Genomic DNA, 22,600 nt, shown 5'->3' on the forward strand with positions numbered 1-22,600 from the left:
TGTTCCGGCAGGTCCGCGATGTACCTTCGGCGACTTCGCACCTCGACGACCGCGTCATGGGATCAGTTCGTCAACATGCCGGAGAGTGGTGCGTGGCGGTCATCGCGGCGGCACAGGCGACGGACGGCACCTGGACCTGGGCCCAGACAGCCGCGCTGATCGTCCCCTGCATCGCTCTCTTCGGCGCCTATCTCACGTACGCCCTCAACCAGCGGGCCGTACGGAGGGAACGCCGCGCCAAGACCTTCGCCGAAGCCCTGACCGCGGTCGAAGAGTACTTGGAGATGCCGTACCGCATACGGCGTCGCCCCAAATCCTCCTCCGCCGTACGACAACAGCTCACCGACGAAGTCAGCGGCTTACTCGCCCGGATGGCCTTCCACCAGGCGTGGCTCCAGATCGAGGCATCGGCCGTCGCGGGCCCCTACGCGACGCTCGTGGCCACAGCCCGAGCGGAGGCAGGCGCACAGATGAGCCTCGCCTGGGACCAGCCGCCGATCACAACCGGCAGCGGCATGAACCTCGGCGCACCGTATCCGCGCGACCGATCAAACGCTGCCCGAGCCGTGTGCATCGAGGTCATGCGCCGCCACCTCGGAGAACGGTCGTGATCTTGGTGCCAACTATCCCTCTTTTGTGCCAACTAAGAATCCTCGTCACAATTCCGCCCTGCTCGCCCTCACAACCCCACGATCGCGTTCCACCGCTTCGTGAACTCCACCCGTTCCGTGGAGGTGATGTCCCGGGCGACCGCCAGCCGACGGCGCATCGAGGCGTCGGGGAAGATCAGCGGGTTCTCGGCGAGCGCGGCGGTCTCCGCGTCGTCGGAGTCGGCGAGGACGGCCTGGGCGGCGGGCACCGGGCAGACGTAGTTGACCCAGGCCGCGAGTTCGGCGGCCACCTCGGGGTCGTAGTAGTGGTCGACGAGCCGTTCGGCGTTGGCCTTGTGCCGGGCGAGGTCGGGGATCATCAGGGAGTCCGACCACAGCTCCGCGCCCTCCTCGGGGACGACGAAGCGGATGTCGGGGTTGTCGGCCTGGAGCTGGATGACGTCACCGGAGTACGCCTGACAGGCCAGGACGTCCCCGCTGACCAGGTCCTTGGTGTAGTCGTTGCCGGTGAAGCGGCGGATCCGGCCCGCCCCGACCTGCTTCTCCACCTGGTCGCACACGGTGTGGAAGTCGTCGGCCGTCCACCGTGTGATGTCGACGCCGTTGCCCTGCATGAGCAGCGCGAACGCCTCGTCGAGGCCGGACAGCAGGGTGACGCGACCCTCCAGGTCGTTCGCCCACAGCTCCGAGACGCCGCGTATCTCGCGGCCCAGCTCGCGGCGGTTGTAGGCGATGCCGGTGATGCCGGACTGCCAGGGCACGGTGTGCCGCCGGCCCGGGTCGAAGGCGGGCGAACGCAGCAGCGGGTCCAGGTGCGCGGTGACGTTCGGCTGGGCGGACCGGTCCATCTCCTGCACCCAGCCCAGCCGTACGAACCGCGCGCACATCCAGTCGCTGACGACGATCAGATCGCGCCCGGTCTGCTGGTGGTTCATCAGCGCGGGGCTGATCTTGCCGAAGAACTCGTCGTTGTCGTTGATCTCCTCGACGTAGTCGACGGCGATGCCGGTGCGTCGCTCGAAGGCGTCGAGCGTGGGCCGCTTCGTCGTGTCGGCGTCGTCCGTGTCGATGTAGAGCGGCCAGTTCGCCCAGGTCAGCCGCTTGTCCGTGGCGGAGAGATCGGCCGCGGCCCGGTCCCCGGGCTGGACGTACGCGGACCGCACCCCGCAGCCGGCGAGGGCCCCGAGCGCGGCGGTACCGCCGAGGGCACGCACCAGGGAACGGCGGGACACGGGACGGGAGTTCGCGGGAGTCCGGGGCATCACGGCAGCATGCCGCGAGGGCCCGCACGCGGACAATCGACGCTGCGTCGAGCGCACCGAGCGGAACCCGACACCCTGTCGCCCGGCGGCCGCCCGGCACGGCAAACGGCCCCCGGTCGAGAACCGGGGGCCGAACCCGCGGAGCGCTACGCGTCCAGGGACGTCATCACGTGCTTGATGCGCGTGTAGTCCTCGAAGCCGTACCCCGAGAGGTCCTTGCCGTAGCCGGACTTCTTGAAGCCGCCGTGCGGCATCTCGGCGACCAGCGGGATGTGGGTGTTGATCCACACGCAGCCGAAGTCGAGCTTCTTGGACATCCGCATCGCGCGGCCGTGGTCCTTGGTCCACACCGAGGAGGCGAGGGCGTAGTCGACGCCGTTGGCCCACTCCACCGCCTGCTCCTCGTCCGTGAAGGACTGGACGGTGATGACCGGCCCGAAGACCTCGTTCTGGATGATCTCGTCGTCCTGCTTCAGACCGGACACGACGGTCGCGGCGTAGAAGTAGCCCTTGTCGCCGACCCGCTGTCCGCCGGCCTCGACCTTGGCGTGGGCGGGCAGCCGCTCGATGAAGCCGGACACCTGCTTGAGCTGGTTGGGGTTGTTCAGCGGCCCGTACAGCACGTCCTCGTCGTCCGGCTGACCGGTCTTCGTCTCGGCCGCGGCCTTCGCCAGCGCCGCCACGAACTCGTCGTGGATCGACTCCTGGACGAGGACGCGGGTGGCCGCCGTACAGTCCTGGCCGGCGTTGAAGTAGCCCGCGACGGAGATGTCCTCGACGGCCTTGGCGATGTCGGTGTCCTCGAAGACGACGACCGGCGCCTTGCCGCCCAGCTCCAGGTGGACGCGCTTGAGGTCCCTGGACGCCGACTCGGCGACGGACATGCCCGCGCGCACGGAACCGGTGATGGAGGCCATGGCGGGGGTCGGGTGCTCGACCATCAGCCGGCCGGTGTCGCGGTCGCCGGTGACGACGTTGAAGACGCCCTTGGGGAGGATCGAGCCCATGATGTCGGCGATCAGGACGGTGGAGGCGGGGGTGGTGTCCGAGGGCTTGAGGACGACCGTGTTGCCCGCGGCGATCGCCGGGGCGAACTTCCACACCGCCATCATCATCGGGTAGTTCCACGGCGCGACCTGCGCGCAGACGCCGACCGGCTCACGGCGGACGATCGAGGTCATCCCGTCCATGTACTCGCCGGCCGAACGCCCCTCCAGCATCCGGGCCGCGCCCGCGAAGAAGCGGATCTGGTCGACCATCGGCGGGATCTCCTCGGAGCGGGTCAGCCCGATCGGCTTGCCCGTGTTCTCCACCTCGGCCGCGATGAGTTCCTCGGCCCGCTCCTCGAACGCGTCCGCGATCTTGAGCAGGGCCTTCTGACGCTCGGCGGGCGTGGTGTCCCGCCAGCCCGGGAAGGCCGCGGCGGCGGCGGCCATCGCGGCGTCGACGTCCGCCTGGCCGGACAGCGGCGCGGTCGCGTAGGCCTCGCCCGTCGCGGGGTTGACCACCTCGGTGGTCCGTCCGTCGACGGCGTCGCGGAACTCACCGTCGATGTAGTTGCGCAGACGACGCAGCTCGGTGCTCACTGCCGGTCCTCCCAGTTCGCAGGTGTCCCACGGCCGGGTGCCCGGTGACCGGGCGCCTCGTGGTGGGTGTCCAAAGGTTGAGACACCCACCCTAATCCGCAGGCCCACGTTTTCAACACCCCCGATCCCGCCAGGGCTGCGAAATCCGCAGGCTTCAGTCACGTAAACAACGATTTTCATCGCAACAGCCTTGCGGAACTGTCGAGACGTCGTGCAGAGTGAGGTCGTGGCCAGTCGAAGCGCAGAGCAGCGGGACTCCCGCGAGTCCAGGAACGGCACCCCTCATCCGGATGCCGTCAGCCTCGCCATCATCGAACAGCTCCAGGAGGACGGCCGCCGGCCCTACGCCGCGATCGGCAAGGCCGTGGGCCTGTCCGAGGCGGCCGTGCGCCAGCGCGTCCAGAAGCTGCTCGACCAGGGCGTGATGCAGATCGTCGCCGTCACCGACCCGCTCACCGTGGGCTTCCGGCGGCAGGCGATGGTCGGGATCAACGTCGAGGGCGACGTGGAGTCCATAGCCGAGGCACTCACCGACATGGCGGAGGTCGAGTACGTGGTGATGACCGCGGGCTCGTTCGACATCCTCGCCGAGATCGTCTGCGAGGACGACGACCACCTGCTGGACGTCATCAACAAACGCATCCGGGCCCTGCCCGGCGTGCGCTCCACCGAGAGCTTCGTCTATCTGAAGCTGAAGAAGCAGACCTACATGTGGGGAACCCGATAACCGTGAGGACCCGATAACCGTGAGCACCAAGGACCTCAGCCGCACCGCGTACGACCACCTGTGGATGCACTTCACCCGCATGTCCTCGTACGAGAACTCCCCGGTCCCGACCATCGTCCGGGGCGAGGGCACCTACATCTACGACGACAAGGGCAAGCGCTACCTCGACGGTCTCGCGGGCCTGTTCGTGGTGCAGGCCGGTCACGGCCGCACGGAGCTGGCGGAGACCGCCTTCAAGCAGGCGCAGGAGCTGGCGTTCTTCCCGGTCTGGTCCTACGCCCACCCCAAGGCCGTGGAGCTGGCCGAGCGCCTCGCCCACCACGCGCCGGGCGACCTCAACAAGGTCTTCTTCACCACCGGCGGCGGTGAGGCGGTCGAGACCGCCTGGAAGCTCGCCAAGCAGTACTTCAAGCTCCAGGGCAAGCCGACCAAGTACAAGGTCATCTCCCGCGCGGTCGCCTACCACGGCACCCCGCAGGGCGCCCTGTCCATCACCGGTCTGCCGGCCCTGAAGGCCCCCTTCGAGCCGCTGGTGCCGGGCGCCCACAAGGTCCCGAACACCAACATCTACCGCGCCCCGATCCACGGCGACGACCCGGAGGCCTTCGGACGCTGGGCCGCCGACCAGATCGAGCAGCAGATCCTCTTCGAGGGCCCGGAGACCGTCGCCGCGGTCTTCCTGGAGCCCGTGCAGAACGCCGGCGGCTGCTTCCCGCCCCCGCCCGGCTACTTCCAGCGCGTACGCGAGATCTGCGACCAGTACGACGTCCTGCTCGTCTCGGACGAGGTCATCTGCGCCTTCGGCCGCCTCGGCACGATGTTCGCCTGCGACAAGTTCGGCTACGTCCCGGACATGATCACCTGCGCCAAGGGCATGACGTCGGGCTACTCCCCGATAGGCGCCTGCATCATCTCCGACAAGCTGGCGGAGCCGTTCTACAAGGGCGACAACACCTTCCTGCACGGCTACACCTTCGGCGGCCACCCCGTGTCGGCCGCGGTGGGCCTCGCCAACCTCGACCTGTTCGAGCGCGAGGGCCTCAACCAGCACGTGCTGGACAACGAGGGCGCCTTCCTCCAGACCCTGCAGAAGCTGCACGACCTGCCGATCGTCGGCGACGTCCGCGGCAACGGCTTCTTCTACGGCATCGAGCTGGTCAAGGACAAGGCGACCAAGGAGTCCTTCGACGCCGACGAGACCGAGCGCGTCCTGTACGGCTTCCTGTCCAAGGCCCTGTTCGAGAACGGCCTGTACTGCCGTGCCGACGACCGCGGCGACCCGGTCGTCCAGCTCGCCCCACCGCTGATCTCCAACCAGGAGACCTTCGACGAGATCGAGCAGATCCTGCGCGCGACGCTGACGGAGGCGTGGACCAAGCTGTGACAGCTGTGAGAGATGCGACAGCTGTGACAGCTGTGCCCCTCGCGCACTGATCTTCCTCCTGGATGATCAACACCGGCCCCGGTGCCGTCCGTTCGAGTGAGAAACGGGCGCCCGGGGCCGTGTGCTGTCCGGCCCGCCCCTCGTGCCTGCCTAGCGTGCTCGTGACCGATCGGCCCTGTCTTCGTTCCCCCGGACGGGGGATCGGCACGGGAACCACAGATCTGAACCGAGGTGTACGCCATGGAGGCCCCGCCGGACAACGACGTGCTCTGGGCACGCTCCCTGCACTTCACGCACCGGGACGGCTCACCCGCCCTCGGCGGTGTCACGCTGGGCGTGCGGGAAGGCGAGATCCTCGCCGTGAGCGGCCCACGCGGCAGCGGCAAGACGACCCTGCTGCAGTGTCTGTCCGGCCTGGTGCCCACCCAGCGCGGCGAGGTCTGGTTCAACAGTGTCCCCGTGCACACCATGGGCCCGACGGCCCGCGAACGGCTGCGCCGCGACCGCTTCGGCTGGATCGACCCGGCGCCGGTCCTCGTCCCCGAACTGAACGTCTGGGAGAACGCGGCCCTCCCCCTGATGCTGCGCGGCACCAGCCGCCGCCGGGCCAAGGCGGCCGCCTTGGAGTGGCTGGAGCGCCTCGACATCGGCGGCAAGTCCCGCAGCCGCCCGCACGAACTCACCCAGGCCGAACGCCAGCGCGTGTGCATCACCCGGGCGCTGGCCCCGGCCCCGTCGATCCTCTTCGCCGACGAACCGACGGCCCCCCTGCACCGCGCGGACCGCAACCACGTCCTGCGCACCCTGACCACGGCCGCCCGCTCCCACGGCATCACCGTCGTCCTGGCCACCCACGACACGGACACCGCGGCCCTCGCCGACCGCACGGTGCCGCTCATGGACGGGCGCCGGGTCACCACCGTCCACCTCCCCCCGGTTCCGGAGCCGGAAGGGCGGGGGGCCGCATGCTCGCTCTCCGTCTGACCCGCAGCGCCCACCCCGCCGTCCAGCTGCGCCGTCTGCTGGTAGCGGCGGCCTCGGCGGGCACCGGCTTCCTTCTGCTGTGCACCCTCGGCCACGCCCTGACCCACCCCGACGCCTCACCGGCGTCCGTGCTCCGCCTCGGCTGGTGCGCGATCCCGCTGGCCGCGACGGTCTACTTCGCGCTGGCCGTCGCCCGCACCGACCCCGGCACCCGGCCCCGTCCCGGGCTGGCGGCGATCGGCCTGGGCCCGGCCCGGCTGATGGCCGTCTCGGCGACGACGACCGCCCTGTCGACCCTCCTCGGCTCCATGCTGGCCCTGCTGCTCTTCCTCCACCTCCGCGGCGACCTCACCGGCATGCCCTTCGACGGCGCCGCCGCCGACTTCCTGGCCGCCGAGGCCCCCCTCCCGCTCCCCGCCACCCTGACCCTCCTCGCCCTGGTCCCCCTGGCGTCCTCGGTGTCGGTGGCCCTGATGCTCCGCCCCCGGGACACCCGTCTGGCGGCCCACGCGGCGGCACCGAGGATGTTCGGCAGGTTCGGGGCGTACGGCGGCCAGGGTGCGCGCGAGAGGTTCGGGGCGTACGGCAGCTTCAAGGCCCGTCAGCCCGCGGCCGGTCGCACCGCGGTCGACACCGCCGCCGGCGTCGGCACCGCAGCCGACGCCCAGCCACTCCGTCCGTCGGCGAGCGGTCGCGCCGACACCCCGGAGCCCCACGCCACCCCCGCCGACCCCACCGACCCCACCGACCCCACCGACCCTCCGGCCCCCAACGCCACCGCCCTCCCCTGGGGCGCCGCCCTCCTGGCCGCCGGCCTCGCCGTGGAGGGATACGCCAGCCGCACCACCACCGCCACCGACGTCCCCCTCCCCACCGGCCTGCCCACCGGACCCGCCGCGGTGCTCCTCGGCTGGACCCTCACCGCCGTGGGCCTCGCCCTCGCCGGCCCCGGCCTCACCCACCTCTGCGGCCGTCTCCTCCAGGCCGTCCGCCCAGGCGCCCTCCGCCTCCTCGCCGGCCGCGGCCTGATGGAGGAGTCCTCCCGCATCGGCCGCCCCCTGGGCGTCGTCTGCGCGGTCGCCTCCGGCGCGTACACGATGGCCGCCCTGTACGACCCCGCCGACCCGTCCTTCGGCCCGCTCACCGCCCTCGGCGCCCTGGTCGTCGCCGGCAGCACCATCGCCACGCTGCTCACCGCCGCCGTGGAGGCCCGCCAGGCCCGCGCCGAGACCACCGCCGCCCTGCTCCGCCTCGGCGCCCCCGCCAAGACGCTGCGCACCGCAGCCGCCCTGCGCACGGGCGCGCTCCTCGCGGTGTTCGTCCCGCTCACCCTGACCGTGGCCGAGCTGGCGGCGCTCCCCCTGGCCCAGTGAGAAAAAGATCCGCCCCGCCGATGAGTTCCGCCCGGCCCCCCGGTCTACCCACCGAACAGCACGCACGCGACACACACCGCCCGATGGGAGAGACCCCGATGACCGCCCAGGCCTACCAGCAGATGATCTTCGTGAACCTGCCCGTGAACGACCTCGCCGCCGCGAAGACGTTCTTCACGGAGCTGGGCTACACGATCAACCCGCAGTTCAGCGACGAGAACGCGGCCTCCGTGGTGATCAGCGACACCATCGTCGCGATGCTGCTCACCAAGCCGTTCTACGCGACCTTCACCAAGAAGGAGATCGCGGATGCCACGCAGACCAGCGAGGTGCTGATCGCCCTGAGCGCCGAGAGCCGCGCGAAGGTCGACGAGCTGGTCGACCGCGCGCTCGCGCTGGGCGGCACACCGAGCGGCGACACGCAGGACATGGGCTTCATGTACGGCCGCTCCTTCGACGACCTCGACGGCCACACCTGGGAGATCGTCTGGATGGACCCGGCGGCCGTCGAGGGCTGACGGGAGTTCACCGGCCCGTCGCCCGGCGGTGCCTAGCATGGGCGGGTGCATCCGACGACACCCGCCCAGCCGTACGACGGCTCCCACGACCGTGAGATCGAGTCCCTCGCCGAGTTCGACGAGGTGGTCCGCGACCACGGCACCCTCTCCCACTTCCGCGTCCAGTCCGTCGACCTGACGGACCGTACGGACGTCCTGCTCGCCCTGGACACCTCGGGCGCCGTCTTCCTCGGCTGCCCGATGGACCCCGAGGCCGCGACCAAGGTCCGCGCCTCCGGCGCCCTGGTCTTCCCGCCCGTACCCGGCCTCTCCTTCGACCCGTACCGCGGCTTCGTCCACACCCCCGACGAACTGTTCGCCGACCTGGACGAGGGCTACGAGGCGACCCCGGACGCCCGCACGTACGCGTGGTTCCAGCAGACCAAGGCCGACGGCGACATCTTCGGCTCGATGCTCCGCTCGCTCCACGACGACGCGATATCCGACGCGCTCGACGAACTCCTCGCCGCCGCCCCGGTGGTGGGCGTGATGGGCGGTCACGCGATGGCGCGCGGCACGGAGGCGTACGCCGGCGCGGCCCGGCTCGGCCGTGAACTCGCCCGCGAGGGGCTCATGGTGGCGACCGGCGGCGGCCCCGGAGCGATGGAGGCGGCCAACCTCGGCGCGTACTCCGCCCCCTTCGAGGACGGGATGCTGACCGAGGCGCTGCGGATCCTCGCCAAGGCGCCCGGGTTCACCCCGTCGATCACCGACTGGGCACGGGCCGCCTTCGAGGTGCGCGGCCGGTGGCCCGGCGGCGGCCCGTCCGTCGGCATCCCCACCTGGTTCTACGGCCATGAGCCGCCGAACCCGTTCGCCGCGCACCTCGCGAAGTACTTCTCCAACGCCACCCGCGAGGACGGCCTCTTGGCCCGCTGCACCGCCGGTGTGGTCTTCCTGCCGGGCGCCGCCGGGACCGTACAGGAGATCTTCGACAACGCGACACCCAACTACTACGGGTCGCGGGGCGAGCCGACGCCGATGGTGCTCGTGGACCGGGCGCACTGGACGGAACGGCTGCCCGCCTGGCCGCTCTTGCGGTCACTCGCCCGGGAGCGGTCGATGGAGTCCCGTATCGCCCTCGTTGACCGGATCGAGGAGGCTCCGGCGGCGTTGAAACGTCTCGGCGGTTAATAAGCGGGCAAAGCCAAGGGTTCAGAGGGGTCCACGGATTGACACTTCTTATGGAACGCTTATAGACCTGTGAGCCTGCTGGGGATGGTGACGCACTCGGCTTCACCGGGGGCGCCGCGCCATCTCCCCCTCCACCCCCCGCAGTTGCGCTTCCCGTAAGGACAAACGTGTCCCTTTCCCGCCGTACCGCCGCCCGGTCCGTGCGCGCCCTCGGCGTCACCGCCGCCTCCGCCGCCCTCGCGCTCAGCGCCGCCGGCTCCGCGCTCGCCAGCGAGATCGGTGACTTCTCGGCCACCGCAGCCTGTGACGGCGCCAAGGGCGTCATCACCGTCACGGACAAGGACGCTTCGGGTGTCCCGGCCGTGGTCACCGTCTTCCTCGAGAACAACAACGCCGACGTCCGCCAGGTCGGCACGGCGCAGACCGTCGAGGGCTCCGCCAAGGGCGAAACCATCTCCTTCGCCGAGGACTGGGAGCCGAACGCCGTCTACCGGATCCACATCAACGCCGTGAAGAAGGGCAAGGAGCTGGTCAACGCCGACATCGAGCCGTTCCTGACCGCCCCCGCGAAGGCCTGCCAGGCCGACGACACCTCCACCCCCTCGCAGCCGCCGTCCGGCACCCCGTCGACGACGACGCCGTCGCCGACCGCCTCGGAGCCGGCCGAGCCCGAGTCCCCGGCCCCGTCGGAGTCCTCGAGCGACACCGGCACCACGCCCGGCCCGGTGAGCAACGACGTCTCGCCGGCCGCCCAGGAGTCCAACCTCGCCGAGACCGGCGCCGGCAACACCGGTCTGATCGCCGGCCTCGCGGCCCTGCTCGTCGTCCTCGGCGGCGGCGCGGTGTTCTTCGGCATGCGCCGCCGGGGTTCCAGCAACCGCTGACCCCCGACCGGCTCAGCTGTGGCCCGCCCCTTTCCCGGGGGCGGGCCACAGCCGTACCGGGCCACCGACCGCTCAGCCGAACTCGCTCCCGCGGGATCCCGACCTCCCGGACATCCTCCCTAGGAGTCGGCCCCGGTGCCCCCCTGGTCGAGCACGACGGTTTCGACCGGGTCGAAGGTCACCCCGACCGTGTCACCGACCTCCGGCGCCGCCCGCAGGGCGCAGGCCGCCTCCAGGGCGGGCGCGCCCTCCGGCTGGAGGCGGACGGTGACATGGGTGCCCTTGAAGGTGCGGGCGAGGACCGTGCAGCGCAGGCCCTCGTCGGGGTCCGTCAGCAGCACGCCGGCGGGGCGGACGAGCAGCGCGCGCGGCCCCTGCGGGGAGCCCACGGGCACCGGCACCTTGCCCCACGGCGTGACCGCGGCCTCGTCGGTGACGGTCGCCGCCACCACGTTGTCGAAGCCGAGGAAACGGGCCACGAACGCGTCCGCCGGGCGCTGCCACACCTCAAGGGGCGTACCGGACTGGGCGATCCGCCCGTCCCGCATCACCACGACCCGGTCGGCGAGCGCGAACGCCTCACCCTGGTCGTGGGTGACCGCGAGCACGGTGGTCCCCAACCACCCGAACAGCTCCCGCAGTTCGACGACCAGCCGTTCCCGCAGCGAGCGGTCGAGCTGGCCGAGCGGCTCGTCGAGCATCAGCAGCCGGGGCCGGGGCGCGAGGGCGCGGGCCAGCGCCACCCGCTGCTGCTCACCACCGGAGAGCGCGGCCACGGCGCGCCGGCCGGCGCCCGGGAGCCCGACCAGCTCCAGCAACTCCGCCACGCGCTCGACCTGTCGCTGCTTCGAGGCGCCGTGCATCCGCAGCCCGAAGGCCACGTTGCCGCCGACGTCCCGCTGCGGGAACAGCTGATGGTCCTGGAACATCAGCCCCAGCTCCCGCTTGTGCGCGGGCACCCCCGCCTGGTCGCGCCCGTCGAGCAGCACCCGCCCGGAGTCCAGCGGCTGAAGTCCGGCGACGGCACGCAGCAGCGTGGACTTGCCGCTGCCGCTGGGCCCGAGCACGCACACGATCTCTTGCTCGGCGACATCGAGGCCGACGGCGTCGAGCACGGCCCGCCCGCCGAAGCGCACGGTCGCGGCCCGAAGGCTCAGCAGCATCAGAACTCCCCCGTCCGGTCGGTCCGCAGCCGCTCCAGCACCAGCAGGGCCACCGCGCACACCAGCATCAGAATCGTCGAAAGGGCCATCGCCTGGCCGTAGTTCAGCTCACCGGCGCGGCCGAGCAGCCGTGCCACGGCGACCGGCAGCGTCGGGTTGTCGGAGCGGGCGATGAACACGGTCGCCCCGAACTCCCCCAGCGACACGGCGAACGCGAACCCGGCGGCGACGAGCAGCGCCCGCCGCACCATCGGCAGGTCCACCTCCCGCCACACCCGCCACGGCGACGCCCCCAGCACCGCCGCCGCCTCCCGCAGCCGGCCGTCCACCGCCCGCAGCACGGGCAGCATGGTCCGTACGACGAAGGGGACGCCGACCAGCGCCTGGGCGAGGGGAACGAGGATCCAGGTGGAGCGCAGGTTCAGCGGGGGCTCGTCCAGCGCGATCAGGAACCCGAAGCCGACGGTCACCGCGGAGACGCCCAGCGGCAGCATCAGCAGCGCGTCGAAGCCCCGCACCAGCCGTCCGGCGTCCCGGCGGGTGAGCGCGGCCGCGGCCAGAGCACCGATCACCACCGCGATCCCGGTCGCGGCGAGGGCGTACTCCAGCGAGTTGCCGATCGCCTCGATCGGCGGGACCAGGAAGACATTGCCGTCGTCGCTGGTCAGCGCCCGGTAGTAGGCGAAGTCGGGTGCGTCGAACGACCGCTGCACCAGTACCGCCAGCGGCAGCACCAGCAGTACCGCGATGCTCGCGAGCACCCCGGCCAGCAGCGCCCACTGCCCGGCGCCGCGCGGCCGTCGCGCCGTCCCGGACGCGTCCACCAGCCGCAGCGCGGTCTCCCGCCGCCGTACGGTCCAAGCGTGCACGGCGAGGATCGCGCCGACGGCGGCGAACTGGACGACGGTGAGCACGGCGGCCGTGGACAGGTCGAAGATCTCGGAGGTCTGCCGGTAGATCTCCACCTCCAGGGTGGAGAAGGTCGGGCCGCCCAGGATCTGCACCACACCGAAGGAGGTGAAGGTGAAGAGGAAGACCATGAGCGCGGCGGCGGCGACCGCGGGCCCGAGCGCGGGCAGGGTGACCGTCCGCCAGGCCCGCAGCCGGGAGGCGCCGAGCATCCGCGCGGCCTCCTCCTGCCGCGGGTCGAGCTGCGCCCACAGCCCGCCCACGGTCCGTACGACGACCGCGTAGTTGAAGAAGACGTGCGCCAGCAGGATCGCCCACACGGTGGTGTCGAGGCGTACGCCCCACAGCTCGTCGAGGAGTCCGCCGCGCCCGACGAGCGCGAGGAACGCCGTACCGACGACGACCGTCGGCAGCACGAACGGCACGGTGACCACGGCCCGCAGCACCTGCTTGCCCGGGAAGTCCAGGCGCGCGAAGACGTACGCGCCGGGCAGCGCGACCAGCAGGGTCAGCGCGGTGGAGGCGAGCGCCTGCCAGGTGGTGAACCACAGCACGTGCCGGATGTCGGACTGGGCAAGGACCTCCCCCAGCCGTCCGAGCCGCCACACCCCGTCGACCTTCAGTCCGCGCGCGAGGATCGCGGCGACCGGCCAGGCGAAGAAGAGCCCGAAGAACGCGACGGGCAGGGCCATCAGGCCGAGCCGCGCCGCGTTGCCGCGCCGGCGGGCGGCTACTTCAGTACGAGAGAGGTCCACGACTTGACCCACTGGTCACGGTCGGCGGCGATCTTCGCCGGGTCCATCGTCTCGGGGTTCTCGGCGGCGGGACCGTACTCGGTGAACTCGGCGGGCACGGCCGCGCCCTTGAGCACCGGGTAGACGAACATGTTGAGCGGCATGTCCTCCTGGAACTTCTTGCCGATCAGGAAGTCGATCAGCGCCTTGCCGCCCTCGCTGTTGCCCGCGTTGCTCAGCAGCCCCGCGAACTCGACCTGCCGGAAGCAGGTGCCGGTCGCGACGCCGGTGGGGGCGGTCGTCGGCTTCGGGTCGCCGTAGATCACCTCGGCAGGCGGGGAGGAGGCGTACGACACGACGAGCGGCCGGTCGGCCTTGGCCTTCTTGCCGCCCGCGGAGCCGGAGAACTCCTCGTTGTACGCCTGCTCCCAGCCGTCGACGACCTTCACGCCGTTCGCCTCGAGCTTCTTCCAGTAGCCCTCCCAGCCTTCGTCGCCGTACGCGGCGGCGGTGCCCAGCAGGAAGCCGAGGCCCGGCGAGGAGGTGGAGGCGTTCTCGGTGACGAGGAGGTTCTTGTACGCCGGCTTGATCAGATCGTCGTACGACGTCGGCGGGTCCAGCTTGTGGTCGGCGAAGTACTGCTTGTCGTAGTTGACGCAGATGTCGCCGTAGTCGATCGGGGTGACCCGGTGCTTGCCGGCGTCCAGCTGGTACCGGGCGTCGACCTGGTCCAGCCCCTTGGCCTCGTACGGCTGGAACAGACCGTTGTCGAGGGCGCGGGAGAGGAGGGTGTTGTCGACGCCGAAGAAGACGTCGCCCTGCGGGTTGTCCTTGGTCAGGACGGCCTTGTTGACGGCCTGCCCGGCGTCGCCGTCCGTGAGGACCTTGACCTTGTACCCGGACTGCTTCTCGAAGGCGGCGAGCACGTCCTTCGACACGGCCCACGAGTCGTGGCTGATGAGCGTGACGGTCTTGGACCCCTCGGACCCGCTGCCCTCGTCGGCGGACGAACCGCAGGCGGACAGCGTGACGAGACCGAGGCCCACGGCGGCGGCCGCGAACGTCTTGAACTGCACTGGACTTCCTCCTGGAGTTGACCAGGAAGAGACGCGGCCCTGCCCGGACGCCGGAAAGGCTTCTGGGCAGGGCGCAACAGCTTGAGTAGTGACCGAACTTCCTACCCAGAATGACCTGGGCGAGGTTCAGAGGGTCTGCGGCCTGCTTGCCGCACTCTCAGCGCTGTGGCGCTCCCCTGTCGGAATATGAAGATGTGACGGTACCTGGCCAGATTACCTCTCGGTGGCCGCGAGCTGACCACAGGCACCGTCGATCTCCTGACCACGGGTGTCCCGGATGGTCACCGGCACCCCGTGCGCCGCGATGGCCTCGACGAACGCCTTCTCGTCCTCGGGCCGGGAGGCCGTCCACTTGGACCCGGGTGTCGGGTTCAGCGGGATGAGGTTGACATGCACCGGCTTTCCGCGCAGCAGCCGGCCGAGCCGGTCGCCCCGCCACGCCTGGTCGTTGATGTCCCGGATCAGGGCGTACTCGATGGAGAGCCGACGGCCCGACTTCTCGACGTAGTCGAACCCGGCGTCGAGCACCTCGCGCACCTTCCAGCGCGTGTTCACCGGGACGAGCGTGTCACGCAGCTCGTCGTCCGGCGCGTGCAGGGAGATCGCGAGCCGGCACTTGAACCCCTCGTCGGAGAACCGGTGGATGGCGGGCACCAGCCCGACCGTCGACACGGTGATACCGCGCTGCGACAGCCCCAGCCCGTCCGGCGCGGGGTCGGTCAGCGCGCGGATCGCCCCCACCACCCGCTTGTAGTTCGCGAGGGGCTCGCCCATCCCCATGAAGACGATGTTGGACAGCCGGGCGGGCCCGCCCGGAACATCCCCGTCCCGCAGCGCCCGCATCCCGTCCACGATCTGGTGCACGATCTCGGCGGTCGACAGATTGCGGTCCAGCCCCGCCTGCCCGGTCGCGCAGAACGGGCAGTTCATCCCGCAGCCCGCCTGCGAGCTGATGCACATCGTCACCCGGTCCGGGTAGCGCATCAGCACCGACTCGACGAGCGTGCCGTCGAACAGCCGCCACAGCGTCTTGCGGGTGGTCCCCTCGTCGGTCGACAGATGCCGTACGACCGTCATCAGATCGGGCAGCAGCGCCTCGCGCAGCCGCTCCCGCGACCCGGCGGGGATGTCGGTCCACTCCGCGGGGTCGTGCGCGTACCGCGCGAAGTAGTGCTGCGCGAGCTGCTTGGCGCGGAACGGCTTCTCACCGATCTCCGCGACGGCTTCCTTACGCTCCGCAGGCGAGAGATCAGCAAGATGCCGCGGCGGCTTCTTGGCTCCGCGGGGGGCGACGAACGTGAGTTCTCCGGGCTTAGGCATAGCCCTACCAGTGTCGCAGATCGAATGTCGTGACCTGCGCCGCGAGCCGCGCAGCGCGGTCGTTGTCGGTCGTCCCTGGTCGTCCCGGGCCCCCCTCGGACGGCCCACAGACGGCCCGGCCCTGCGTGGCCAGTGAGCGCGTCTGCGCAGGTGAAGCCGCGTCGCTCCACCCCGCACGGCCCAGTGCAGCTTCACCCGGGCCGGTGGTGCTCACCCTCACACTCGAATCTAGAATCGAACGCGTGAACGATCCCGCGCCCTCTCGCCTAGAACTGCTGCACTTCGCTCGCCGCGTCGTGGTCCAGCAGGCGACGGCCGCGCTGGCCCAGCTCGATCGGTGGATCGCCGATGAACAGCGCCGGGAGGCAGAGTGTCGACGGGGCGAGGAGAAGCGGCCGGCTCCGCCTGAGTGGATGATCGAGCGGGGGTTGGACAAGAGGAATCTGGTAGCGGTGCACACCGGGGATTGCTGGAAGGTGCACAAGAGCGGCCGGTGCGTCGGCGTCTCGCGGACACAGGCACTCGACGCACTGCGTCAGCAGGTGCCGGCATGCAGGCATTGCCGTCCTGATACCGCGCTGGGATTCCTGGAGTAGGCACCACCGACCGTGACTCTCGGCCCAGGCGACCGCCGCCATGGCGCCGTGATCCCGCCCCACGCGACCGAGGGCGTCGGTGACGCATGCTCCCCCGCGAGCGGCCCCCTCACGGAACAGATTTACAGCGGGCTGGCTCCACCGCCGGTGGCCTGCGATTCTTCCTGTGCCTGCCGCTGCTGGGGGACGCCTGGGGGAAACGGGTCCTGCTCCCCGACCACATCACGGGACACCGGCCCGCCAACCTTCGTTCGATAGGCGTACGAGATCACCGTGAGGTCATCGTCTTCCACAACCCACGGTGAGGTGCAGTGGAGGACACCCCCCGACGTCGCCGGCTCCACCCCTGTGCGGTCCAGCTCGATCGAGTGCACGACGACCAGCGCGTTGTCGGGGTAGTACTTTCGCTGCTTCTCGACTTCGGCGCGGGTGAGAATCACCTCCAGCCCTGCCGAGGTCGTGCCCTTGACCTCGACGTGCAGCCGTCGTTCGCCCCTTGTGAGCAAGAGGTCGAAGGACTCTGTGGCTCCGACGTCCTTGACCTTCCACCCCTGCGCCTCGAAGTGCTCGGTGGCCATGCGGACACTGTGCCGCTCGATGGCCCGGCGCTCGCCGGACGTGAGCAGGAAGCCCTGTCCCGCCTTGCGGGGCCGCGTGCCGCTCGGGGTGCGGCGGCCGGCGGTCTTCGCCGCGCTCTGCTCAGCCTCCAGCACCTCGGGGGTCGGGTCCCCGGGGATGTATGGGGCCAGTCGCTCCGCGGCGTACAGGATGCTGAGCAGCCCGGTCATAAAGAGGAGATCCGCCAGCAGGGTCTCCTGCGGAGGCAGCTGCTCGCGCTCGTACGCGACAGCCAGCACGTTCCCGGGACCGTAGCCCCGCCCCAGGGGGGTTCGGGCGTCCAGTTCGATGGTCTCGTGCAGATCCGGACGCCCGGCCGTCGCTTCCGCCAGCAGCGGCAGGGCCCAGTCGACACGGGCCCGGAGGTCTTTGACCCTGCGCGCCTTGAAGACGCCCCCCGTCCAGATCGTCGTCCCTTGGTTCAACGACAGGTAGACCCGCTGGCCGGATGCGCTGAACAGGTAGACCACGTACCACCCGGTGGTCGAACTGGGCGACTGCTCGCGCCCGAACACGCGAACCCACGGGATTTCCGACTTGAGTCCCGTACCGTCGCGCCCCTCGACACCCAGGTCATCGGGCGAAACCCTGAGTTTGGCCGCCAGACTGGCCTTGTCCGCCCGCAGTAGGTCGGGCAGGTGCTGTCGGATGACAGCACCGCGTTCCTGCATCTTCTCCGTGTTCGTCGCCGTCCAAGACGGCTGGAGTTCAAGGACTTTGCTCAGGAGATCATCCACGCGGCGCAGCGTAGCTCCGTGCACTGACACCACTCTCCAGAAGAGCCAGGTTCCGCGATCTATGCCCGGTCTGCCCCCGTGGTTCCCTAGCCTGTGAACATGACACTCGAAGCGAGCCCGGGGCAACCGGCGCCGACCGGTAGGTGCTGGTGCGGATGTGGGACGGCAACCGGACCCGGGGCGTACTTTCGCCAAGGTCACGACAAGATCGCCGAAGCTGCCGTGCTGGCCACACGCTACGGAACCAACGTCGTTCGACTGCTGGCGCACCACGGCTTCAGCTCAGAGATCTCAGTCGTCGACGAAGCCGAAGCGCGGGGCATCTGGACGGCGTGCCCGGAGTGCGAGTATCGCGGCGCGCCAGCAAGTGTCACCAACCACCGGAAGAAAGCGGATCACTGACCGCTAGGCGTCGTTGCCAGGACGTAGCGCGACGGATCACACAACCCTAGCCGCGGCCGTGCGTCTTGCGCTCCAGCTCGTTTAGGCGACTGAGTGCGGACTGCACGTCGATCTGTGCTGTGTGCGCCAGCTCGCACATCTGGGAAATGCGTTCCACGTCCCTAGCTTCCTGGCTGGCGGCGTCCCGCTGCTGGCGGACCTCTTCAATGCCGCCGAGAAAGCGCAGCTTGACGCGCGGTGGGGGCGCCAGTGCAAAGATCTCATTCCACGCATCAGCCAACCGGTTCAGTGACAGTCTGAGCGCCGGGTCATCCCGACGGCCAGCGGCGTCCCGCAGGGCCCGACTGGTCTCGCGCCGGTCCTCATGCATGAACCAGTCCGACCGGTGGCTGCCGGAGGCCACATCGTCCAGGAGGGCACGGAATGCAGTGAGCTGTTTGCGTAGCTCTTCCGCCTCAGGTCCCAGGGCAAGTTGATGGCGGCGGAGCCATAGCTTGCGAGCACCAGCACCCAGGGTCCACACGAACGCGAGCCAGCCAGGAACGAACTTGGGCCAGTCGGCCCACCACGGATCAGCAGCGGCAGCAACCATGACCAGAGTGTGCCGATCATTCAACCTGCCGGTGAGCTGTTTCATCTACTTCTGGCCCCTGAACACGGGCACCGCGATCCCGATCGACGACTGGCGGTCGCGGATGTGGCTGGGCACGTGGGTCTAGCTGGTCCGATACAGCAAGGGGGCACAGAAGACGACTGCCCCCCCCTTGGCCGTTGTTGGCCGTTGGCGGTTGTCGTTGATCACCCCCGGACGGCCCCAGGGCCGCCCGGCACCGACAACCGCCAGGACATCCACAGTCCCCTCATGTACCGCTAATTGATCCCGCCGGCTCAGGCAGAGGCGACGATGCGCCGCCGTGAGCAGTCAGAGGCACGATGAGACGTCCAGCCAAACCTCCACGGACTAAACCCCCGCGAGTCTTGATCAATTGATGCAAGTTGACCATGCCCTGGCTTCCTGGGACATACCGTGGCTTCCAGCACAGCGCTGCAAGAGGTGGGGAGGCGGACTTGCAAACACTCTCCTAGGTCCGGGGAAAATCTCCAGCTTGGCGGGAATGGTCTCCCTCTCGGCAAACGCATTGCGACGACCCAAACCGTTCGATGTAGGCCGTCGCAATGTTTGAGAATTGGTTGATGGGCGGGCTGTAACGCATCCAACCGGGGCCAGATGGTGCATGGTGAAGCGGCGCAACGCGACCGTGGCGTCTACTCCCACTCGGTCCGTCCGTCCTACGCGGGGCAAGGCTGGCAGCGTTCAAACCCATACGCCAGCCCTGCGCGTGGATCGGAGTAGGCGACGCCGGACGGGGTAATTATGACGGAAGCTAAGACGTTCTGGACGTGAACGCCGCACCGTACCTGTTAGGAATCGTTCCCGATTCCCCAAGAATGAGTCGACTAGTAAAGCCGTGGCCCGCAAGCCGTTCGTAGGCGCAGATCACATCATCAGGTACATCCTGAGAAATCATGAAGCCTTGCGCGGGATAGACCAGCAAGCGTTGCAGCGAGCCGACGAGCATATCAATGACGAGATGCGGGTTCTGGATGGAATCGACGTAGTCGGGGAGCGTCATGAGGATGGACGCGCTAACGAACCCCACTGCTGGCCAGAGTTTCTGGGCTGTGGCGTAGGCCCGCCGTTCCTCGTACGGCTTGCTGACGAGCAGCACGGACTCAACAGCAATCCCCCGCTCTGCCAGAAGCGCGCGGGACAGAGTGATGTTCTCGCCGGTGTTGCGCGCGTAAGGCTCAATGAGGATGGCATCCGCCGGCACGCCCAGCTCCACAGCGCGATCCCGGTAGTGCTCGGCTTCTCCCCGGGGCATGCGGTCCTGCGTGGTCCGGCTGGTGGCGCCCGTGAAGACGATCAGCGGCATCATGCCGCGCCGGTATAGGTCAACGGTGGCGTCGGCGACGCCGAGATCGTGACTGCCCAGACCGATGGCCACCGAGCAAGGGCGCGGCTGGTGGTGCATCTGCTGGTAGTCCCACAAGAGCTGGGCGTCCTGCCAGTCCTGTTCGGAGATCACGCTGAATCCTCCGCGCCGCTGTCGTTGGCGGAGTCGGGAACCTTGAACTCGTACTCCCACGCGAAACGGGAGGCCGAGTGGATGCCGACGGCGAACTCGACGACCGTACCGTCCCCGGTGTACGTGGTCCGGTGCAACTCGACGACCGGCTCCCCGGCCGGGAGTTGGAGGAGCTGCACCTCCTCCGCCGTCGGGACGCGGGCGAACAGCGCTTCCTTCATGTGGTCGATCTCGTAACCAGCGTCATAGAGCACCCGGTACCCGCCGCCACGGCCGGCCGGGCCCGGGGTGGGGTCCACGATGCGCGTCCCCTCGACATGCTCGGGCCGGTAGTAGCTGGTCAGAGTGTGGGTCGGCTGCGCCCCTTCCTTCACGAGACGAGCGCGAGCGTAGACGTCAGAGCCGACCGGGACGCCTAGGCCCTCCGCCACGAGACTGCTGGCAATCTCGCGGCTCACCGTCTGCGTCTGCTCGTTGCGCTTGTACGCACGGCCGGACGCCACACGGTCTGCGATGAACGCGACTTCGTCCCCGTCACGCCACTTGGTCTTGTCGTACCGGGCGATCCCGAGCCGCTTGAGGGGAGTACGAGGCCGCACAACGGTCCCGTGACCGCGCGTCGAGGTCACCAGCCCCTCAGCCTCCAGGGCCTTGTACGCCTGGTGAACTGTGGCCTTCGAGCCCTCGCCAGCCTCGACCAGCTCCCTGATCTGGGGCAACTGGGCGCCCGGCTCGTACTCACCGTTTCTGATCTGCTCCGCGAGCCTGTCCGCCAGCTCGCGCCACTTGGGTGCCACGCCGAACTCCTCTCGATGCGACCCAGTGAAGCACAGTCCTAGGACTGTTGACAGTCCTAGGACTACGTGCCATCTTCATCTCAGGCCGCTCGCAGTCCTAGGACAGCGGGTTGGAAGGGGCTGTTTTGGCCTGCCTCCAGGCCGCTCCGGTTCGGGATAGCTCGTGCAGTTGGGGCCCCACGTCGGCCGCTCTTTGACAACTGAATGGGGATCACGCCGCCTCTCCTTGGCCAAGTAGGCGGCCACGCGGGGTCTCCCGCGTGAAGTACAGAGCGACTCAATCCCGCAAGCAACGCTGCGGCCGGTTGCCTCCGTTGCGCGTCTTGTACGTGCAGCGCAGAGGGGAGCCGGATCTTCCGACTTCAACGGCGCGCGGCCCCGGTGCTGGAACACCGGGGCCGCTGTTCGGGCCGTTCCTGTGTGAGAGGAACACAGACCCATGAAGCACATCGGTGCTGTTCAGGTGGTTGTTACCGCCGACGATTTCGACCGTGAGCCGACGCTCGCGGAGCTGGACGCGATCGAGCAGGAGTCCCCGCTGATCCTCGCGGAGGTCGACCTGCTCGACGCGCAGATCAAGGCCATGGACCACCCCGAGAACGACATCGACACCCGCCGGATCCGCCGCGCCCGGAACCGGGTGCTCACCGCCCGCCGGGACCTGGCCAACCGCGCGGCCGGCGCGAGCACGGCGGGCGGTGCGGCATGAAGACCAGGGCCGCGCTGGCCGCCGCAGGGCGGACCAAGACCGTACTGCCCGCTGTCGCCATGACGGCCGTGTCCATGGTGCTCACCCTGGCCGTGGTGGTGATGTGGCTGGGCACGGCGATGCCGTGGCCGGTCGCGCTGGTCGTCGGTCTGGGCATCGACGGGGGATGGCTCGCCACCCTCGCCTACGAACGCCGCCTGGCCGCGCAGGGCGACCACAGCCACGCCGTGATGGCGGTCGGCTGGTTCTTCGGCCTGATCGCCACTGGCGTGCTGGTCGCTCACGCGCTGCTGGCGGAGCAGTCGGCCGGCGCGTGGCTCGCCGTGGCGTGGCTGCCGGTCGCCGCCAAGGCACTGTGGCTGGTGCACGGCCTGTGGGAGCGCACCGCCCTCACGCCCGGTGCCCTCGGGGCGATCCGGGGGATCCAGCAGGAAGCGCGCGACGAGGCGGCCGTGGCGCGTGCGCAGCTGCGAGCGGAGGCGGGCACGGAGGAGACGCGGCTGACGGCCGTGACGCAGGCCGGGGCCCGCGTCGCACGCGTCCAGGCCAAGACCGCCGCCACCCTCGCCGAAGCCTGGTCGACGCTGGAGACGGCACGGCAGGGCGAGGACACCGGCAGGGCGCTGACCAGCGTGACGGCCCGCGTCACACCCGACGTCACACCCACGTGGGAGCTGCCCGTGTGGGGCCCGACGGAACCGGTCCTGGCGCTCGCGGCTGGCCCGGCGCTGACGGACGCGGAGCTTGACGCCCTGGTCGACGAGATCCGTCACAGCGAGACCCCGGCCCTGTCCTACCGCGAGATGGCCGTGCGCTTCCGCGCGGCTGGCCACTCCGCCTCTGAGGTCCGGCTGCGGCAGGCATGGAAGCGCGTGGCGTGACCGCACGAGCCCTGCGACCTCACCCACCCGCCGCCCGACGCGCGGCCCCCACACGTTCCCAAGGGA

At 69.8% G+C, this 22,600-nt stretch carries 21 protein-coding genes; 11 read left to right on the top strand and 10 right to left on the bottom strand.

Annotated elements, in window-relative coordinates:
* Nucleotides 1-92 precede the first annotated feature (92 nt).
* Nucleotides 93-611 carry a hypothetical protein gene (locus ACZ6D7_RS29345; RefSeq protein ID WP_469497021.1) on the top strand — a complete coding sequence of 173 codons (519 nt, stop codon included), beginning with the start codon at nucleotides 93-95 and terminating at the stop codon, nucleotides 609-611.
* Nucleotides 612-679: 68 nt separating this feature from the next.
* Here ACZ6D7_RS29345 and ACZ6D7_RS29350 read toward each other — a convergent pair whose 3' ends face one another.
* Nucleotides 680-1,873 carry a polyamine ABC transporter substrate-binding protein gene (locus ACZ6D7_RS29350; RefSeq protein WP_469497023.1) on the bottom strand — a complete coding sequence of 398 codons (1,194 nt, stop codon included), beginning with the start codon at nucleotides 1,871-1,873 and terminating at the stop codon, nucleotides 680-682.
* A 146-nt stretch (nucleotides 1,874-2,019) separates the two neighbouring features.
* Nucleotides 2,020-3,459, bottom strand: a complete 1,440-nt coding sequence (locus ACZ6D7_RS29355; protein ID WP_469497026.1) for a gamma-aminobutyraldehyde dehydrogenase — start codon at nucleotides 3,457-3,459, stop codon at nucleotides 2,020-2,022.
* Nucleotides 3,460-3,670: 211 nt separating this feature from the next.
* Between ACZ6D7_RS29355 and ACZ6D7_RS29360 the strand changes: the two genes are divergently transcribed.
* From ACZ6D7_RS29360 to ACZ6D7_RS29390, 7 genes are all read left to right on the top strand, one after another.
* Nucleotides 3,671-4,186, top strand: coding sequence for an Lrp/AsnC family transcriptional regulator (locus ACZ6D7_RS29360; protein WP_469497028.1), 516 nt, complete (start codon nucleotides 3,671-3,673; stop codon nucleotides 4,184-4,186).
* Between the two features lie 19 nt (nucleotides 4,187-4,205).
* Nucleotides 4,206-5,570: an aspartate aminotransferase family protein gene (locus ACZ6D7_RS29365; RefSeq protein ID WP_469497029.1), complete on the top strand. Its 1,365-nt coding sequence runs from the start codon at nucleotides 4,206-4,208 to the stop codon at nucleotides 5,568-5,570.
* A 240-nt stretch (nucleotides 5,571-5,810) separates the two neighbouring features.
* Complete coding sequence (locus ACZ6D7_RS29370) at nucleotides 5,811-6,554, top strand: ABC transporter ATP-binding protein (RefSeq protein ID WP_469497031.1); 744 nt, start codon at nucleotides 5,811-5,813, stop codon at nucleotides 6,552-6,554.
* Nucleotides 6,536-7,927, top strand: coding sequence for a hypothetical protein (locus tag ACZ6D7_RS29375; protein ID WP_469497033.1), 1,392 nt, complete (start codon nucleotides 6,536-6,538; stop codon nucleotides 7,925-7,927). The genes ACZ6D7_RS29370 and ACZ6D7_RS29375 overlap by 19 nt, the downstream gene beginning before the upstream one ends.
* Nucleotides 7,928-8,025: 98 nt before the next feature.
* Nucleotides 8,026-8,445, top strand: coding sequence for a VOC family protein (locus ACZ6D7_RS29380; protein WP_469497415.1), 420 nt, complete (start codon nucleotides 8,026-8,028; stop codon nucleotides 8,443-8,445).
* Nucleotides 8,446-8,490: 45 nt separating this feature from the next.
* Complete coding sequence (locus ACZ6D7_RS29385; RefSeq protein ID WP_469497035.1) at nucleotides 8,491-9,618, top strand: LOG family protein; 1,128 nt, start codon at nucleotides 8,491-8,493, stop codon at nucleotides 9,616-9,618.
* Between the two features lie 167 nt (nucleotides 9,619-9,785).
* A complete protein-coding gene (locus tag ACZ6D7_RS29390; protein ID WP_469497037.1) occupies nucleotides 9,786-10,502 on the top strand; it encodes an LAETG motif-containing sortase-dependent surface protein in 717 nt (238 codons plus the stop codon).
* Between the two features lie 119 nt (nucleotides 10,503-10,621).
* On the opposite strand, the gene ACZ6D7_RS29395 is transcribed toward ACZ6D7_RS29390, so the two are convergent.
* From ACZ6D7_RS29395 to rlmN, 4 genes are all read right to left on the bottom strand, one after another.
* Nucleotides 10,622-11,665 carry an ABC transporter ATP-binding protein gene (locus ACZ6D7_RS29395; protein WP_469497040.1) on the bottom strand — a complete coding sequence of 348 codons (1,044 nt, stop codon included), beginning with the start codon at nucleotides 11,663-11,665 and terminating at the stop codon, nucleotides 10,622-10,624.
* A complete protein-coding gene (locus ACZ6D7_RS29400) occupies nucleotides 11,665-13,329 on the bottom strand; it encodes an ABC transporter permease (RefSeq protein WP_469497042.1) in 1,665 nt (554 codons plus the stop codon). Before ACZ6D7_RS29400 ends, ACZ6D7_RS29395 begins: the two co-directional genes overlap by 1 nt.
* A complete protein-coding gene (locus ACZ6D7_RS29405) occupies nucleotides 13,305-14,384 on the bottom strand; it encodes a thiamine ABC transporter substrate-binding protein (protein ID WP_469497046.1) in 1,080 nt (359 codons plus the stop codon). The genes ACZ6D7_RS29400 and ACZ6D7_RS29405 overlap by 25 nt, the downstream gene beginning before the upstream one ends.
* A gap of 213 nt (nucleotides 14,385-14,597) precedes the next feature.
* On the bottom strand, nucleotides 14,598-15,704 hold the full coding sequence (gene rlmN, locus ACZ6D7_RS29410; protein WP_469497049.1) for a dual-specificity RNA methyltransferase RlmN: 1,107 nt from the start codon (nucleotides 15,702-15,704) through the stop codon (nucleotides 14,598-14,600).
* A gap of 242 nt (nucleotides 15,705-15,946) precedes the next feature.
* Here rlmN and ACZ6D7_RS29415 point away from each other — a divergent pair, with 242 nt between their 5' ends.
* Nucleotides 15,947-16,300 (top strand): DUF6233 domain-containing protein, encoded by a 354-nt coding sequence (locus ACZ6D7_RS29415; RefSeq protein ID WP_469497052.1) that lies wholly within the window; start codon nucleotides 15,947-15,949, stop codon nucleotides 16,298-16,300.
* Between the two features lie 122 nt (nucleotides 16,301-16,422).
* Here ACZ6D7_RS29415 and ACZ6D7_RS29420 read toward each other — a convergent pair whose 3' ends face one another.
* The 4 genes from ACZ6D7_RS29420 to ACZ6D7_RS29435 all read right to left on the bottom strand — a co-directional run bounded on the left by ACZ6D7_RS29420 (nucleotide 16,423) and on the right by ACZ6D7_RS29435 (nucleotide 20,944).
* Nucleotides 16,423-17,655: an MrcB family domain-containing protein gene (locus ACZ6D7_RS29420; protein ID WP_469497054.1), complete on the bottom strand. Its 1,233-nt coding sequence runs from the start codon at nucleotides 17,653-17,655 to the stop codon at nucleotides 16,423-16,425.
* 448 nt (nucleotides 17,656-18,103) lie between these two features.
* Complete coding sequence (locus ACZ6D7_RS29425; RefSeq protein ID WP_469497057.1) at nucleotides 18,104-18,694, bottom strand: hypothetical protein; 591 nt, start codon at nucleotides 18,692-18,694, stop codon at nucleotides 18,104-18,106.
* A gap of 748 nt (nucleotides 18,695-19,442) precedes the next feature.
* The gene (locus ACZ6D7_RS29430; RefSeq protein ID WP_469497059.1) at nucleotides 19,443-20,147 is read right to left on the bottom strand and encodes a YdcF family protein; all 705 of its coding nucleotides are present in this window, start codon (nucleotides 20,145-20,147) and stop codon (nucleotides 19,443-19,445) included.
* A complete protein-coding gene (locus ACZ6D7_RS29435; RefSeq protein WP_469497061.1) occupies nucleotides 20,144-20,944 on the bottom strand; it encodes a GntR family transcriptional regulator in 801 nt (266 codons plus the stop codon). The genes ACZ6D7_RS29430 and ACZ6D7_RS29435 overlap by 4 nt, the downstream gene beginning before the upstream one ends.
* Before the next feature lie 439 nt (nucleotides 20,945-21,383).
* Here ACZ6D7_RS29435 and ACZ6D7_RS29440 point away from each other — a divergent pair, with 439 nt between their 5' ends.
* Both ACZ6D7_RS29440 and ACZ6D7_RS29445 read left to right on the top strand, forming a co-directional pair.
* Nucleotides 21,384-21,653, top strand: a complete 270-nt coding sequence (locus ACZ6D7_RS29440; RefSeq protein ID WP_469497064.1) for a DUF6284 family protein — start codon at nucleotides 21,384-21,386, stop codon at nucleotides 21,651-21,653.
* On the top strand, nucleotides 21,650-22,534 hold the full coding sequence (locus ACZ6D7_RS29445) for a protein spdB (protein ID WP_469497067.1): 885 nt from the start codon (nucleotides 21,650-21,652) through the stop codon (nucleotides 22,532-22,534). The genes ACZ6D7_RS29440 and ACZ6D7_RS29445 overlap by 4 nt, the downstream gene beginning before the upstream one ends.
* The last annotated feature ends 66 nt before the right edge of the window (nucleotides 22,535-22,600 follow it).

This window comes from Streptomyces sp. NPDC041784 (genome assembly GCF_055591025.1).

Coding starts and splice junctions, on each gene's coding strand:
- ACZ6D7_RS29350 (WP_469497023.1), bottom strand. CDS start 1,873: ATGCCCCGGACTCCCGCGAACTCCCGTCCCGTGTCCCGCCGTTCCCTG.
- ACZ6D7_RS29370 (WP_469497031.1), top strand. CDS start 5,811: ATGGAGGCCCCGCCGGACAACGACGTGCTCTGGGCACGCTCCCTGCAC.
- ACZ6D7_RS29375 (WP_469497033.1), top strand. CDS start 6,536: ATGCTCGCTCTCCGTCTGACCCGCAGCGCCCACCCCGCCGTCCAGCTG.
- ACZ6D7_RS29380 (WP_469497415.1), top strand. CDS start 8,026: ATGACCGCCCAGGCCTACCAGCAGATGATCTTCGTGAACCTGCCCGTG.
- ACZ6D7_RS29395 (WP_469497040.1), bottom strand. CDS start 11,665: ATGCTGCTGAGCCTTCGGGCCGCGACCGTGCGCTTCGGCGGGCGGGCC.
- rlmN (WP_469497049.1), bottom strand. CDS start 15,704: ATGCCTAAGCCCGGAGAACTCACGTTCGTCGCCCCCCGCGGAGCCAAG.
- ACZ6D7_RS29425 (WP_469497057.1), bottom strand. CDS start 18,694: ATGAAACAGCTCACCGGCAGGTTGAATGATCGGCACACTCTGGTCATG.
- ACZ6D7_RS29440 (WP_469497064.1), top strand. CDS start 21,384: ATGAAGCACATCGGTGCTGTTCAGGTGGTTGTTACCGCCGACGATTTC.
- ACZ6D7_RS29445 (WP_469497067.1), top strand. CDS start 21,650: ATGAAGACCAGGGCCGCGCTGGCCGCCGCAGGGCGGACCAAGACCGTA.